General features: G+C 63.1%; 12 protein-coding genes. 10 read left to right on the top strand and 2 right to left on the bottom strand.

Annotated elements, in window-relative coordinates; translation table 11 throughout:
- Nucleotides 1–58: 58 nt before the first annotated feature.
- The 3 genes from fadI (at nt 59) to sixA (ending at nt 4,405) form a co-directional block, all read left to right on the top strand.
- Nucleotides 59–1,369 carry an acetyl-CoA C-acyltransferase FadI gene (gene fadI / locus ACJ8PI_RS12960; RefSeq protein ID WP_041036112.1) on the top strand — a complete coding sequence of 437 codons (1,311 nt, stop codon included), beginning with the start codon at nt 59–61 and terminating at the stop codon, nt 1,367–1,369.
- Entirely contained in the window at nt 1,369–3,534 is a 2,166-nt protein-coding gene (gene fadJ, locus ACJ8PI_RS12955; protein WP_164134542.1) for a fatty acid oxidation complex subunit alpha FadJ, read from the top strand. Before fadI ends, fadJ begins: the two co-directional genes overlap by 1 nt.
- A 388-nt stretch (nt 3,535–3,922) precedes the next feature.
- Complete coding sequence (gene sixA / locus ACJ8PI_RS12950; protein WP_004936230.1) at nt 3,923–4,405, top strand: phosphohistidine phosphatase SixA; 483 nt, start codon at nt 3,923–3,925, stop codon at nt 4,403–4,405.
- A gap of 71 nt (nt 4,406–4,476) precedes the next feature.
- On the opposite strand, the gene smrB is transcribed toward sixA, so the two are convergent.
- Nucleotides 4,477–5,007, bottom strand: a complete 531-nt coding sequence (gene smrB, locus ACJ8PI_RS12945; protein ID WP_004936226.1) for an endonuclease SmrB — start codon at nt 5,005–5,007, stop codon at nt 4,477–4,479.
- A gap of 170 nt (nt 5,008–5,177) precedes the next feature.
- Between smrB and prmB the strand changes: the two genes are divergently transcribed.
- The 6 genes from prmB (at nt 5,178) to ACJ8PI_RS12915 (ending at nt 9,856) form a co-directional block, all read left to right on the top strand.
- Nucleotides 5,178–6,110 (top strand): 50S ribosomal protein L3 N(5)-glutamine methyltransferase, encoded by a 933-nt coding sequence (gene prmB / locus ACJ8PI_RS12940; protein WP_028127753.1) that lies wholly within the window; start codon nt 5,178–5,180, stop codon nt 6,108–6,110.
- Between the two features lie 65 nt (nt 6,111–6,175).
- A complete protein-coding gene (gene aroC / locus ACJ8PI_RS12935; RefSeq protein WP_033635387.1) occupies nt 6,176–7,261 on the top strand; it encodes a chorismate synthase in 1,086 nt (361 codons plus the stop codon).
- Nucleotides 7,262–7,266: 5 nt separating this feature from the next.
- Complete coding sequence (mepA, locus tag ACJ8PI_RS12930; protein ID WP_033653732.1) at nt 7,267–8,094, top strand: penicillin-insensitive murein endopeptidase; 828 nt, start codon at nt 7,267–7,269, stop codon at nt 8,092–8,094.
- A gap of 3 nt (nt 8,095–8,097) precedes the next feature.
- The gene (locus ACJ8PI_RS12925; RefSeq protein ID WP_033635385.1) at nt 8,098–8,904 is read left to right on the top strand and encodes a sulfite exporter TauE/SafE family protein; all 807 of its coding nucleotides are present in this window, start codon (nt 8,098–8,100) and stop codon (nt 8,902–8,904) included.
- An 80-nt stretch (nt 8,905–8,984) separates the two neighbouring features.
- A complete protein-coding gene (locus tag ACJ8PI_RS12920) occupies nt 8,985–9,542 on the top strand; it encodes an elongation factor P hydroxylase (protein WP_033648082.1) in 558 nt (185 codons plus the stop codon).
- Nucleotides 9,543–9,574: 32 nt separating this feature from the next.
- Entirely contained in the window at nt 9,575–9,856 is a 282-nt protein-coding gene (locus tag ACJ8PI_RS12915) for a YfcL family protein (protein ID WP_016926855.1), read from the top strand.
- A gap of 41 nt (nt 9,857–9,897) precedes the next feature.
- Here ACJ8PI_RS12915 and mnmC read toward each other — a convergent pair whose 3' ends face one another.
- Nucleotides 9,898–11,919 carry a bifunctional tRNA (5-methylaminomethyl-2-thiouridine)(34)-methyltransferase MnmD/FAD-dependent 5-carboxymethylaminomethyl-2-thiouridine(34) oxidoreductase MnmC gene (mnmC, locus tag ACJ8PI_RS12910; RefSeq protein ID WP_103774243.1) on the bottom strand — a complete coding sequence of 674 codons (2,022 nt, stop codon included), beginning with the start codon at nt 11,917–11,919 and terminating at the stop codon, nt 9,898–9,900.
- Between the two features lie 170 nt (nt 11,920–12,089).
- Here mnmC and fabB point away from each other — a divergent pair, with 170 nt between their 5' ends.
- Nucleotides 12,090–13,310 (top strand): beta-ketoacyl-ACP synthase I, encoded by a 1,221-nt coding sequence (fabB, locus tag ACJ8PI_RS12905; protein WP_164134489.1) that lies wholly within the window; start codon nt 12,090–12,092, stop codon nt 13,308–13,310.
- Nucleotides 13,311–13,414 lie beyond the last annotated feature (104 nt).

The raw sequence follows: 13,414 nt of genomic DNA, 5'->3' as shown, positions 1-13,414 counted from the left end.
CATCAGGTCAGACCTCTTTCTGCCCATTGCGCTGACGTTATTTTCTTCAGGAGCATTTATGAGTAAGGCACTGCCGTTGGTGACCCGTCATGGTGACCGCATTGCGATTGTGAATGGACTGCGTACCCCCTTTGCCAAACAGGCGACTGCCTATCACGGCATTCCGGCGGTGGATTTAGGGAAAACGGCGGTGAGCGAGCTGTTGGCGCGCAGCGGCATCGATCCGCAGCTTATCGAACAGTTGGTGTTCGGCCAGGTGGTGCAAATGCCCGAGGCGCCGAACATCGCGCGTGAAATCGTGCTCGGCACCGGCATGAGCGTCCATACCGACGCCTACAGCGTGTCGCGCGCCTGCGCCACCAGCTTCCAGGCGATCGCCAACGTGGCGGAGAGCATCATGGCCGGCAGCATCAGCGTTGGCATCGCCGGCGGGGCGGATTCTTCTTCCGTCTTGCCGATCGGCGTCAGCAAGGCGCTGGCGCGCACGCTGGTGGACGTCAACAAAGCGCGCACGCTGTCGCAGCGCCTCAAACTGTTCAGCCGGCTGAAATTCCGCGATCTGATGCCGGTGCCGCCGGCGGTGGCGGAGTATTCCACCGGCCTGCGCATGGGCGATACCGCCGAGCAGATGGCGAAGAGCCACGGCATCACCCGCGAGGCGCAGGATGCGCTGGCGCACCGTTCCCACGAGCTGGCGGCCAAGGCCTGGCGGGAAGGGTGGCTGCGCGACGAGGTGATGACCGCCTATGTGCCGCCTTACCGCGCGCAGCTTTCTGAAGACAACAACATCCGTAAAGATTCCAGCCTGGCTTCCTACGCCAAGCTGAAGCCGGCGTTCGATCGCAAGCATGGCAGCGTCACCGCGGCCAACAGCACGCCGCTGACCGACGGCGCGGCGGCGGTGCTGATGATGAGCGAGTCGCGCGCCAAAGAGCTGGGGCTGCAGCCGCTGGGTTATTTGCGCAGCTTCGCCTTCGCCGCCATCGACGTGTGGGAAGACATGCTGCTGGGGCCTTCCTACGCTACGCCGCTGGCGCTGGATCGCGCCGGCATCGGTCTGGCCGATCTGACGCTCATCGACATGCATGAAGCCTTCGCTGCGCAAACGCTGGCCAACCTGAAGATGTTCGCCAGCGAAGAGTTCGCCCGCGAGAAGCTTGGCCGCAGCCAGGCGATCGGCGAAGTGGACATGGACAAATTCAACGTCTTGGGCGGTTCCATCGCCTATGGCCACCCGTTCGCCGCCACCGGCGCGCGCATGATCACCCAGACGCTGCATGAGCTGAAACGCCGCGGCGGCGGGCTGGGCCTGACCACCGCCTGCGCCGCCGGCGGGTTAGGGGCCGCGATGATCGTGGAGGTGGAATGATGAGCTTCGAAAACGCATTGCATGAACAGCGCGCCAAACCGTCGGCCTTTCAGCTGACGATTCGCCCCGACAACATCGGCGTGATCACCATCGACGTGCCGGGCGACAAGGTGAACACGCTCAAGGCCGAGTTCGTCGAACAGGTCAACGACGTGCTGATCCGGGCGCAGCAGCATACCGCGCTGGAAGGGCTGGTGATCGTTTCCGGCAAGCCGGACTCGTTTATCGCCGGCGCCGACATCACTATGATTGCCGCCTGCACCAGCGCCAAAGAGGCGGAAACGCTGGCCAAGAAAGGGCAGAGCACGTTGGCGCAGATCGCCGCGTTCCCGGTGCCGGTAGTGGCGGCCATTCACGGCGCCTGCCTGGGCGGCGGCCTGGAGCTGGCGCTGGCCTGCCACGGCCGCGTCTGTTCGCTGGATGATAAAACCGCGCTCGGGCTGCCGGAAGTGCAGCTGGGCCTGCTGCCGGGCTCCGGCGGCACGCAGCGCCTGCCGCGCCTGGTCGGCGCCGCCAAGGCGCTGGACATGATCCTGACCGGCAAGCACATTCGCGCCCGCCAGGCGCTGCGCATGGGGTTGGTGGACGACGCCGTGCCGCAGTCGATTCTGTTGCAGACCGCCATCGAGCGGGTGAAGCAGGGCTGGAAGCATCAGCGCGAGCTGCCGTGGCAGGATCGCCTGCTCAACGGCCCGCTGGGCAGAAGTCTGCTGTTCAGCATCGTGCGCAAGAAAACGTTGGCGAAAACCCACGGCAACTACCCGGCGGCGGAGCGCATCATTCAGGTGGTGCGCACCGGGCTGGATCACGGCAGCGCCAGCGGCTATGAGGCCGAAGCGCGCGCCTTTGGCGAGCTGGCGATGACGCCGCAGTCGGCGGCGCTTCGCAGCCTGTTCTTCGCTTCCACCGCGCTGAAAAAGGAGCGGGGCGGCAATGCCCAGCCGCACGCCCTGCATCGCGTCGGCATTCTCGGCGGCGGCCTGATGGGCGGCGGCATCGCCTGCGTCACCGCCACCCGCGGCGGATTGCCGGTTCGCATCAAAGACATCAATGAAACCGGTATCAACCATGCGCTGAAATACAGCTGGGACGTGCTCGGCAAGCGGGTGCGCCGCAGGCGCATGCGCCCGGCGGAACGGCAAAAGCAGATGATGCTGATCTCCGGCTCTACCGATTACACTGGCTTTGAACAGGTGGATATCGTGGTCGAGGCGGTGTTCGAAGATCTGGCGCTGAAGCAGCAGATGGTAGCCGAGGTAGAAGCCAACTGCGCGCCGCATACCGTGTTCGCCTCCAATACTTCCTCGCTGCCTATCGGCCGCATCGCCGAAAAGGCCCAGCGGCCGCAGCAGGTGATCGGCCTGCACTACTTCAGCCCGGTGGACAAGATGCCGCTGGTGGAAGTGATCCCGCACGCCGGCACCAGCGAAGAGACCATCGCCACCACCGTGGCGCTGGCGCACAAGCAGGGCAAAACCGCCATCGTGGTGGGCGACAGCGCCGGTTTTTATGTCAACCGCATCCTGGCGCCGTACATCAACGAAGCGGCGCGCTGCCTGCTGGAAGGCGAGCCGATTGAGTCGCTGGACAAGGCGCTGGTGGACTTCGGTTTCCCGGTCGGCCCGATCACCCTGCTGGATGAAGTGGGCATCGACGTCGGCACCAAGATCATTCCCGTGCTGGTCGAGGCGCTGGGGCCGCGCTTCGCCGCACCTGCCGCGTTCGATGCGGTGCTGAAAGACGGGCGCAAAGGGCGCAAGAACGGCCGCGGCTTCTATCTCTACCCGAGCGAAGGGCAGCAGCGGCAGCGGCGCAAACGTGCGGATACCTCATTGTATACGCTGCTCGGCGTCACGCCGAAGGCGCACATGCTGCCGGCGACCGTCGCTCAACGCTGCGTGATGATGATGCTGAACGAAGCGGCGCGCTGCCTGGACGAAGGCGTGATCCGCAGCGCGCGCGACGGCGACATCGGCGCGGTGTTCGGCATCGGCTTCCCGCCGTTCCTCGGCGGCCCGTTCCGCTATATGGACGAGCTCGGCGCCGAGAAAGTGGTGAAGACGCTGGACTACCTGCGTCAGCAGCACGGCGAGCATTTCGCCCCGTGCGAACGCCTGCAGCGCATGGCGCAGCAGGGCGAGCGCTTTTACCCGCTGGGGAGCTGAACGCAGGGCGGCCCGATTTGCACTATAGTTGCAACAGGGTCGCGTTGTGATCGCCATCACTCCTTGCGACAGCGTCAGCCGGTGAGGCTGTACAGCGAGGCTGCGGCAGCGGTAAGTTAGCTTGACCGCCATCAATAAATTTCATGGCGGAAAGGTTAAAATTTAACCCGTTGAATTGATTGTTCTGTGAGCAATCGAGGTTTGCCCGGGGAGGATTGCTGTAAAAAACAGCGTTTTCTTTAGGCAAACTTTCAGGCAAAATGCCCGGCCGCCATAAAGAGACGGCGCGTTATCGTTTTAAAGCTTTGGCTTTGGGTTGTAAAACTCGGCGGTACAGCACGCACGGCGTTTCTGTATAGCGTTACTTTGTCAACAACAGCGGTGCAATATGCAAGTTTTGATTATGCGTCACGGAGAGGCGGCGCTCGAGGCAGCCAGCGATGCGGTAAGGCCCCTTACCCTGTGCGGCCGCGACGAGTCCCGTCAGATGGCGGCCTGGTTGAACACCAAGTCTGTGGATATTGAACGCGTGCTGGTCAGCCCCTATCTGCGGGCCGAACAGACGCTGGCGACGGTGCGTGAAGCCTTGACGCTACCGGAGGGCGAAGAAGTGTTGCCCGAGCTGACGCCGGGCGGCAACGCTGAACAGGTCGGCAGCTATCTGCAGGCGCTGGCGATGCAAGGGGTGAGCTCGGTGCTGATCGTGTCGCACCTGCCGCTGGTGGGCTATCTGGTGGCCGAACTGTGCCCGGGCGAGTGCCCGCCGATGTTCGCGACCTCGGCGATTGCCAACGTCGATCTGCCGGCGGACGGCAGCTACGGCAAGTTTGAATGGCAGGTCAGCCCGTCGCAGGTGATGGCCAAAGTGTGAACCGCGGATGCGGTGCGGAATAAACTCAGGGCGATGTCTGACATCGCCCTGAGTCGTTTCTGCGGCGGGGGCTACTCGGCCAGCTCCACCAACAGCAGGATGGCGGCGTTGCCGCCCCATTCCTTCGGCGCCTGATGAAACGCCAGCACGTCGGGATGCTGCGCCAGCCACAGCGGCGTTTGCTGTTTGAGAATGTGCTTGCCGTGCCCGTGCATCACGCAGGCGCAGTGCACGTGTTCGCGTTTGCAGGCGGCGATCAGCGCCCCCAGTTCCTGCTTGGCCTGCAGCTGGGTCAGGCCGTGCAAATCGAGAAACAGCTCCGGCGAGTAATCGCCGCGTCGCAGCTTCTTCAGCTCATACGGGCTGCTGCCGGGGCGCACGTAGCGCGTCGGGCCTTCTTCTTCCAGCTGCGGCTGGTATTCATCTGAAAAATAATAGCTGGCATCGACCTGCTCCTGCAGCAGCCGCTGCGGGGCAATCTGTTTGACCTTGGGTTTCGGCGGGCGGTGGACGATGGTGTCCTGGCGCAGCTTTTTCGCGCCCGCCACCGACTCTCTGAAGAGCTGTTGTTCGTCTTTGCTCAGAGGGGGCTTGTTCTTCATGCTTCATTCACCGGAAATCGTTTATTTCGCTAGTTTACCTTGTGAATGAGCGCTGTCGACGCAAAACTCGGGCCAGAGTGAAAAGCGCGAGGGGCAAGCGTGATTTGTCGCGGGCTTCATGGCAAACTATGCGGCTAAATCATGAAACACAGCGCCTGCCGGAGGGCAAATTGGACAAAATTTTCGTCGACGAAGCAGTGAACGAACTGCACACCATTCAAGATATGCTGCGCTGGACGGTAAGCCGCTTCAACGCCGCCAATATCTATTATGGTCACGGAACCGATAATCCGTGGGACGAAGCGGTGCAATTGGTGCTGCCAAGCCTGTTCCTGCCGTTGGACATTCCGGAAGACATGCACACCGCCCGTCTGACCTCCAGCGAGCGCCATCGCATCGTTGAGCGCGTGATCCGCCGCGTCAACGAGCGCATCCCGGTCGCCTACCTGACCAACAAGGCCTGGTTCTGCGGCATGGAATTCTACGTCGACGAGCGCGTGCTGGTGCCGCGTTCGCCGATCGGCGAGCTGATCAACGATCGCTTCAGCGCGCTGATCCCGCACCCGCCGCGCCATATCCTCGACATGTGTACCGGCAGCGGCTGTATCGCCATCGCCTGCGGCTACGCTTTCCCGGAAGCGGAAGTGGACGCGGTGGACATCTCCAGCGAGGTGCTGGCGGTGACCGAGCGCAACATTCAGGCGCACGGCGTCGAACACCAGGTGATCCCGATCCGTTCCGATCTGTTCCGCGACGTTCCCGCGATCCAGTATGATCTGATCGTCACCAACCCGCCGTACGTCGACGCGGAAGACATGTCCGATCTGCCGCAGGAGTTCCGCTTTGAGCCGGAGCTGGGCCTGGCGGCGGGCAGCGACGGCCTGAAGCTGGTGCGCCGCATCCTGGCCTGCGCGCCGGACTACCTGACCGACGACGGCGTGCTGATTTGTGAAGTGGGCAACAGCATGGTACACCTGATGGAACAATATCCGGATATTCCGTTCACCTGGCTGGAGTTCGAAAACGGCGGTGACGGCGTGTTCATGCTGACCAAACAGCAGCTGGTGGATTGCAAGGAACACTTCAGCCTCTATCGCAGCTAAGCCGCATTTTCAAGGCCCGCACGGCGGGCCTCATAACGATAAAAGACTAACGGTAAGGAGCCGTGATGGCAGGAAACAGTATTGGGCAGATTTTCCGCGTCACCACCTTCGGTGAATCTCACGGGGTGGCGCTGGGTTGTATTGTCGACGGCGTGCCGCCCGGCATCCCGCTCACCGAAGCCGATTTGCAACACGATCTGGACCGCCGTCGTCCGGGCACCTCGCGTTACACCACCCAGCGTCGCGAACCGGATCAGGTGCGCATTCTCTCCGGCGTATTCGAAGGCGTGACCACCGGCACCAGCATCGGCTTGATCATTGAGAACACCGATCAGCGCTCGCAAGACTACAGCGCCATCAAAGACGTGTTCCGCCCGGGGCATGCCGACTACACCTACGAACAGAAATACGGCCTGCGCGATTACCGCGGCGGCGGCCGCTCTTCGGCGCGTGAAACCGCCATGCGCGTTGCGGCGGGCGCTATCGCCAAGAAATACCTGCAGCAGAAGTTCGGCGTGCAGGTGCGCGGCTATCTGGCGCAGATCGGTGACGTGACCTGCGAGCTGAAAGATTGGGATCAGGTTGAGCAGAATCCGTTCTTCTGCCCGGATCCGGACAAGCTGGAAGCGCTGGACGAACTGATGCGCGCGCTGAAAAAAGAGGGCGACTCCATCGGCGCCAAGGTCAGCGTGATTGCTGAAAATGTGCCGGTTGGCCTGGGCGAGCCGGTGTTTGACCGCCTCGACGCCGATCTGGCGCACGCGCTGATGAGCATCAACGCGGTGAAAGGCGTGGAGATCGGCGACGGGTTTGCCGTGGTGACCAAGCGCGGCAGCGAAAACCGCGATGAAATCACCCCGGAAGGCTTCCAGAGCAACCATGCCGGCGGCATTCTCGGCGGTATCAGCAGCGGCCAACCGGTGGTGGCGCATCTGGCGCTGAAGCCGACCTCCAGCATCATGGTGCCGGGCCGCACCATCAATCGCCAGGGCGAAGCGGTGGAAATGGTCACCCGCGGCCGCCACGATCCGTGCGTGGGTATCCGCGCCGTGCCGATCGCCGAAGCGATGATGGCGATCGTGCTGATGGATCACCTGCTGCGCCAGCGTGCGCAAAACGGTGATGTGGTTTCCGACGTGCCGCGCTGGTAATCGCCATGAAAAACTGGATGTTGGGCCTGGTGGCCCTGACGGCCTCCGCCTCCGCCATGGCGCTGACGCCGTGGCAGAAAATCGATCATCCGGTGGCCGGCGCGCCGCAGGCGGTGGGCGGTTTCGCCAACGGCTGCGTCATCGGCGCCCAGCCGTTGCCGCTGAACTCACCGAACTACCAGGTGATGCGTACCGACCAGCGCCGTTATTTCGGCCACCCGGATCTGTTGGCGTTCATTCAGCGCCTCAGCAGCCAGGCGAATCAGAAAGCGCTGGGCACGGTGCTGATCGGCGATATGGCGATGCCGGCCGGCGGGCGCTTCAGCAGCGGCCACGCCAGCCACCAGTCGGGGCTCGACGTCGACATCTGGCTGCAGCTGCCGCGCCAACGCTGGAGCGCGCAGCAATTGCTGAAGCCGCAGCCTATCGATCTGGTGTCAAGTGACGGCAAGCAGGTAGTGGCGCGCCAATGGCAGCCGCAGATTGAGTCGCTGATCAAGCTGGCGGCGCAGGATGCGGACGTGACGCGCATCTTCGTCAATCCGGCCATCAAACAGCGTCTGTGTCTGGACGCCGGCGCCGACCGTGCCTGGTTGCACAAGGTGCGGCCGTGGTTCGGTCACCGCGCGCACATGCACGTGCGCCTGCGTTGCCCGGCGAGCAGCCTTGAATGTAAAGAGCAGGATACGCCGCCGCCGGGCGACGGCTGCGGCGCCGAACTGGCGAGCTGGTTCGTGCCGCATCAACCGAACGCCAAACCGGGTAAACCGGTGCCGCCGCCGTTACCGCCGACCTGTCAGGCATTGCTGGATCACCATTTCTCAGCGGAATAACACATGGACTGGTTTGTCATCGGCCCCGAGATGCTCGGGGTGTTGTTTGCGGTAGCGCTGCTGGCGGGGTTTATCGACTCCATCGCCGGCGGCGGCGGGCTGCTGACGGTGCCGGCCCTGCTGGCGGTGGGGGTTCCCCCGGCCCAGGCGTTGGCGACCAACAAACTGCAGTCGGTCGGCGGTTCCTTCTCCGCCAGCCTGTACTTTATTCGTCGGCGGGCGGTGAACCTCAACGACCAGAAGCTGACGATCTTTCTGACGCTGATCGGTTCGATCGCCGGCGCCATTCTGGTGCAGCATATGCGCGCCGATTTGCTGCGGCAGATGTTGCCGCTGCTGGTGATCGGCATCGGCCTCTACTTCCTGCTGATGCCGCGGCTGGGTGAGGAAGATCGTCAACGCCGTCTCGGCGCCTTGCCGTTCGGGCTGGTGGCCGGCGGCTGCGTCGGGTTTTACGACGGCTTCTTCGGCCCCGGCGCCGGATCGTTTTACGCGCTGGCCTATGTGACGCTGTGCGGTTTCAACCTTGCCAAGTCCACGGCGCACGCCAAGGTGCTTAACTTCACCTCCAACGTCGGCGGGTTGGCGCTGTTCATCATCGGCGGCAAGGTGGTGTGGAGCATCGGTCTGGTGATGCTGGTGGGGCAGGTGCTGGGGGCGCGTTTGGGCGCCCACATGGTGCTGACCCGCGGGCAGAAGCTGATTCGGCCGATGATCGTGATCGTCTCGCTGGTGATGAGCCTCAAGCTGCTGTACGACAATCACGGCGCGGAAATTCAGCAGTGGTTGAGCGCCCTGGTGCACGGTTAAAGATGGAGAGAGGGTGCTGCTTACGCGCCCTGTCTTATCGAGTATAATGGCCTCTTTATTTTTGTGGTTATAGAGTTTTTATGTCAGACACACAGACCCGCCATCACTATGAGCAACTGATCGAGATCTTCAATCAATGCTTCAGCGATGACTACAACACCCGCCTGGTGAAGGGCGACGACGAGCCGATCTACCTGCCGGCCGACGACGAACTGCCGTATCACCGCATCGTATTCGCCCACGGCTTCTACGCCAGCGGCCTGCACGAAATCTCGCACTGGTGCATCGCCGGCGAAGCGCGCCGCCAACGGGTGGACTTCGGTTACTGGTATTGCCCGGACGGGCGCGACGCGCAAACCCAGAGTGAATTCGAAGCGGTGGAGATCAAACCGCAGGCGCTGGAGTGGATGTTCTGCGTGGCGGCCGGTTTCCCGTTTAACGTCAGCTGCGACAACCTGAACGGCGACTGCGAGCCGGATCGCATCGCGTTCCAGCGCAAGGTGCGCGACCGGGTATTGGCGCTGCTGGAGCAGGGAATACCCACACGGCCTGCGCGCTTTATTCAGGCGTTGCAATCGTTCTACAATACGCCACCGTTGGCGGCCGAGCATTTTCCGTATCCGGAAGATCTCAACTGACGCCACAGCCCGTTATTTAATGAGGAAATTTGATGATCGCAGAATTCGAAGCGCGCATTTTGGCGCTGATTGATGACATGGTAGAGCACGCCAGCGATGATGAACTGTTTGCCGGTGGCTACCTGCGCGGTCATCTGACGCTGGCGGTGGCCGAAGCGGAAGAGCAGGGTGAGCACACTGCCGAAGCGCTGAAAGCACGGGTGGAAGAGAGCCTGCACAAAGCGATCGCCGCCGGGGAACTCTCGCCGCCGGATCAGATCCTGGTGCGCGGGATGTGGGAAAACCTTTATCAGGCCGCTACCCCTGCCGCCTGACCGCCATGCCGGGGCGCGCCGCCGCGCCCCTCATTCATGAATTAAACCGCACGCCCTTTCAGCAGCTTCCTCACCCACATCCGATTTGGATTCAACGCCGCCAGCAGGCGCGCATCGCCCGGCAACGGTTCGCCGAACAGCTGCGCCGCCAGAATTTCCGCCGCCAGCGGCGCCGAGCACAGCCCGCGCGATCCCAACCCGCCGATAGCGAACAGGCCGGGATAGACCGGTGCATCGGCGACGGTTTCGCCGCGCTGGTTTCGCCGCTGCAAATCCTGATACTGCGTCACCGTGGCCTGATAGTCCGGCAGCGCGCCGACCATCGGCAGATGATCGCGGGTGGCGCTGCGCACGCCGCAGCGCGCCTGATGAGCGCTGACGTCCACCTGCTGCGGCCAGGCCTGCTCCGGCAGGCAGCGCAGCAGGCGCTCGCGGTTCTCCTGTTGCTCCTGCTCGCGGTAGTCGGTGGCGGTGTCGCCGCGCTGGTAGCTGGCGCCGATGCAGTGCTGGCCGTTGTTGGCGTTGACCGGCGTCAGGTAGCCGTCGTAGCACAACACCTGCTTCAGTTGACCGAGGGCCGGCGAGGTTGGGATGTGCGACACCTGCCCGCGCACCGCATACAGCGGCAGGGCTTGCGTCGGCGCCAGCTCGGCCAACCGGTGGCCGTTGGCCAGGATCACCGTCGCATGGCGGCGGCTTTCGCCGTGGGCGAAATCGATGCGCCAGCCGTTTTCTTCCTGCGTCAGCCTCTGTGCATCGTGCCGGTATTGGCAGACCAGGCCCTGACGCTGCGCCAGCGCGATAGCGCCGCGCGTCAGTTCGGCCGGGCAGAGCCAGCCGCCCTGCGGGTAGGTGATGCCGCCAAAGCCGGTATCGACGCCGCACAGTTCGCTGAGCGTTTCGCGGTCGGCTGCCGCCGCCAAGGCCTGCGGCCAGTCGGTTTTCAGCATATTGGCGATCTTGGCGCCGCTCTTTTCGTCGTAGGCCAGCTGGCTGACGCCGCACCACTGATGATCAAAGGCGACGCCTTGTTGCAACAGGGCGTCGTATTGGCGGCGGGCGAAAGGAAACGCGGCGCTGAAGAAACTCTCCAGCGCGTCGCCGCTGCCGTTCAGCAGGGGGTAAATCGCCCCCTGACGATTGCCGGATGCGCCCTCGGCCGGCTGCTCGTCGGCGCAGTACAGCGTGACGGTGGCGCCGCGCCGCAATAGGGCCAACGCGGTGAGCGCGCTGGCGACGCCGCCGCCGATCAGAGCGATGTCGGCGGTGTTGTCCGCTGCCGGACGCCGATACCAGGGTGCCGGGTGGCGCGTGGGCTGCGCATCGGCCGGCAGACAGCCGGCGAGCATCTCACGCTTTTGGCCGAAGCCTTTGCAACGGTTGACCTGAAAACCGGCCTGTTGCAAGCCGCGGCGCACGAAGCCGGCGGCGGTAAAGGTGGCGAAGCTGCCTTCCGGCCGGGCGAAACGCGCCATGGCGGCGAACAGTTGCTCGGTCCACATGTCGGGATTTTTGGCCGGTGCGAAGCCGTCGAGGAACCAGGCGTCGACCTGGTTATTCATGCTGGCGTCGAACTGCGGCAGCAGTTCGTTGACGTCGCCGAACCACAGATCGAGCGTAATGCGGCCTTCGGCCAACAGCAGGCGATGGCAGCCCGGCAGCGGCAGCGGCCATTGGGCGCGCAGCTCATCGGCATAGGGAGCCAGCTCCGGCCAGCGCGCATGCGCCGCCGCCAGATCGGCCTGCTGCAGGGGGAATTTCTCGAAGCTGATAAAGTGCAGGCGTTGCAGCGCGGCGTCCGGCTCGGCCTGGCGGAAGCCCGCGAAGGCCTGCCACAGCGTAAGGAAATTGAGCCCGGTGCCGAAGCCGGTTTCCGCCACCACCAGCAGCGGGCGCGGGTGAGTGGCGAAACGCTGCGGCAGCCGGTTGCCGTGCAGAAAGACATAGCGGGTTTCTTCCAGCCCATCCTGATTGGAAAAATAGACGTCATCAAACTGTTTCGAAACAGGTGTACCCTGTTCGTTCCAGGTTAGCGTTGCGGTTTGGATGGGGGCGTGGTTCACGGTCAATAGCTCGAAATTAAAGGGATGCCGCGAATTCTAACGGCGCTGGCGCCCTGGCGCAAACTGGACAACAATAAAGCTGAAAAACGCTGATCGGACTTGTTCGGCTTACATCTGTACGCTAAAGTGCGATGCAAAATCCCGTAGGTAAATAGTGGAAGAGGTATTGAATGAAACGTGCAGTGATTACTGGCCTGGGAGTTGTCTCCAGCATTGGTAATAACCAGCAGGAGGTCCTGGCGAGCCTGCAGGAAGGACGTTCTGGGATCACTTTCTCCCAGGAGCTGAAAGATTCCGGCATGCGTAGTCACGTATGGGGGCAAGTTAAGCTCGACACGACCGGCCTGATCGACCGCAAGGTGGTGCGTTTCATGAGCGATGCTTCCATCTATGCCTTCCTGGCGATGCAAGAAGCGATCGCTTCTTCCGGCCTGAAGGAAGAAGAGTATCAAAACAACCCGCGCGTGGGCCTGATCGCCGGTTCCGGCGGTGGTTCTCCGCGCTTCCAGGTGTTCGGCGCCGATGCGATGCGCAGCCCGCGCGGCCTGAAAGCGGTTGGCCCATACGTGGTCACCAAAGCTATGGCTTCCGGCGTTTCCGCCTGCCTGGCGACGCCGTTCAAAATCCACGGCGTGAACTACTCCATCAGCTCCGCTTGCGCGACCTCCGCACACTGCATCGGTAACGCGGTTGAGCAAATCCAACTGGGCAAACAGGACATCGTGTTCGCCGGCGGCGGCGAAGAGCTGTGCTGGGAAATGGCCTGCGAGTTCGACGCGATGGGCGCGCTGTCCACCAAGTACAACGACACGCCGGAAAAAGCCTCCCGTACTTACGACGCCGATCGTGACGGTTTCGTCATCGCCGGCGGCGGCGGTATGGTGGTGGTTGAAGAACTGGAACACGCGCTGGCGCGCGGTGCGCACATCTACGCGGAAATCGTTGGCTACGGCGCAACGTCTGACGGCGCCGACATGGTAGCGCCATCGGGCGAAGGCGCGGTGCGCTGCATGAAGATGGCGATGCAGGATCTGGATGCGCCGATCGACTACATCAACGTGCACGGCACCTCCACGCCGGTGGGCGACGTGAAAGAGCTGGGCGCGATTCGCGAAGTGTTCGGCGACAATACCCCGGCTATCTCCTCCACCAAGGCGATGACCGGTCACTCGCTGGGCGCCGCAGGCGTGCAGGAAGCGATCTACAGCCTGCTGATGCTGGAGCACGGCTTTATCGCGCCGAGCATCAACATCGAAACCCTGGATGAGCAGGCGGCCGGCATGAACATCGTGACTCAGCCGACTCAGCGCGAGCTGACCACCGTGATGTCCAACAGCTTCGGCTTCGGCGGCACCAACGCCACCCTGGTGATGCGCAAACTGGTGAAATAATCCCGCCTGAGCCTCGCTTCGCTATCAAGCCCGTGTTTTCGCGGGCTTTTTACTGGCCGAAGCCCGCCAGCCGGGCGCTCGGAGTTTTCCCAAATCACATCCCC

It is taken from the genome of Serratia sp. CY82433, from assembly GCF_052166535.1.
In the GTDB taxonomy this organism is placed as follows: Bacteria; Pseudomonadota; Gammaproteobacteria; order Enterobacterales; family Enterobacteriaceae; genus Serratia; species Serratia sarumanii.
Note: the sequence above shows the minus strand (reverse complement) of the source record. Positions and strands in the feature narration are given on the sequence as shown.

Bases quoted from the DNA above. Each gene is read 5' to 3' on its own strand.
- fadI (WP_041036112.1), top strand. From the start codon at position 59: ATGAGTAAGGCACTGCCGTTGGTGACCCGTCATGGTGACCGCATTGCG.
- fadJ (WP_164134542.1), top strand. From the start codon at position 1,369: ATGAGCTTCGAAAACGCATTGCATGAACAGCGCGCCAAACCGTCGGCC.
- sixA (WP_004936230.1), top strand. From the start codon at position 3,923: ATGCAAGTTTTGATTATGCGTCACGGAGAGGCGGCGCTCGAGGCAGCC.
- smrB (WP_004936226.1), bottom strand. From the start codon at position 5,007: ATGAAGAACAAGCCCCCTCTGAGCAAAGACGAACAACAGCTCTTCAGA.
- aroC (WP_033635387.1), top strand. From the start codon at position 6,176: ATGGCAGGAAACAGTATTGGGCAGATTTTCCGCGTCACCACCTTCGGT.
- mepA (WP_033653732.1), top strand. From the start codon at position 7,267: ATGAAAAACTGGATGTTGGGCCTGGTGGCCCTGACGGCCTCCGCCTCC.
- ACJ8PI_RS12925 (WP_033635385.1), top strand. From the start codon at position 8,098: ATGGACTGGTTTGTCATCGGCCCCGAGATGCTCGGGGTGTTGTTTGCG.
- ACJ8PI_RS12920 (WP_033648082.1), top strand. From the start codon at position 8,985: ATGTCAGACACACAGACCCGCCATCACTATGAGCAACTGATCGAGATC.
- ACJ8PI_RS12915 (WP_016926855.1), top strand. From the start codon at position 9,575: ATGATCGCAGAATTCGAAGCGCGCATTTTGGCGCTGATTGATGACATG.
- fabB (WP_164134489.1), top strand. From the start codon at position 12,090: ATGAAACGTGCAGTGATTACTGGCCTGGGAGTTGTCTCCAGCATTGGT.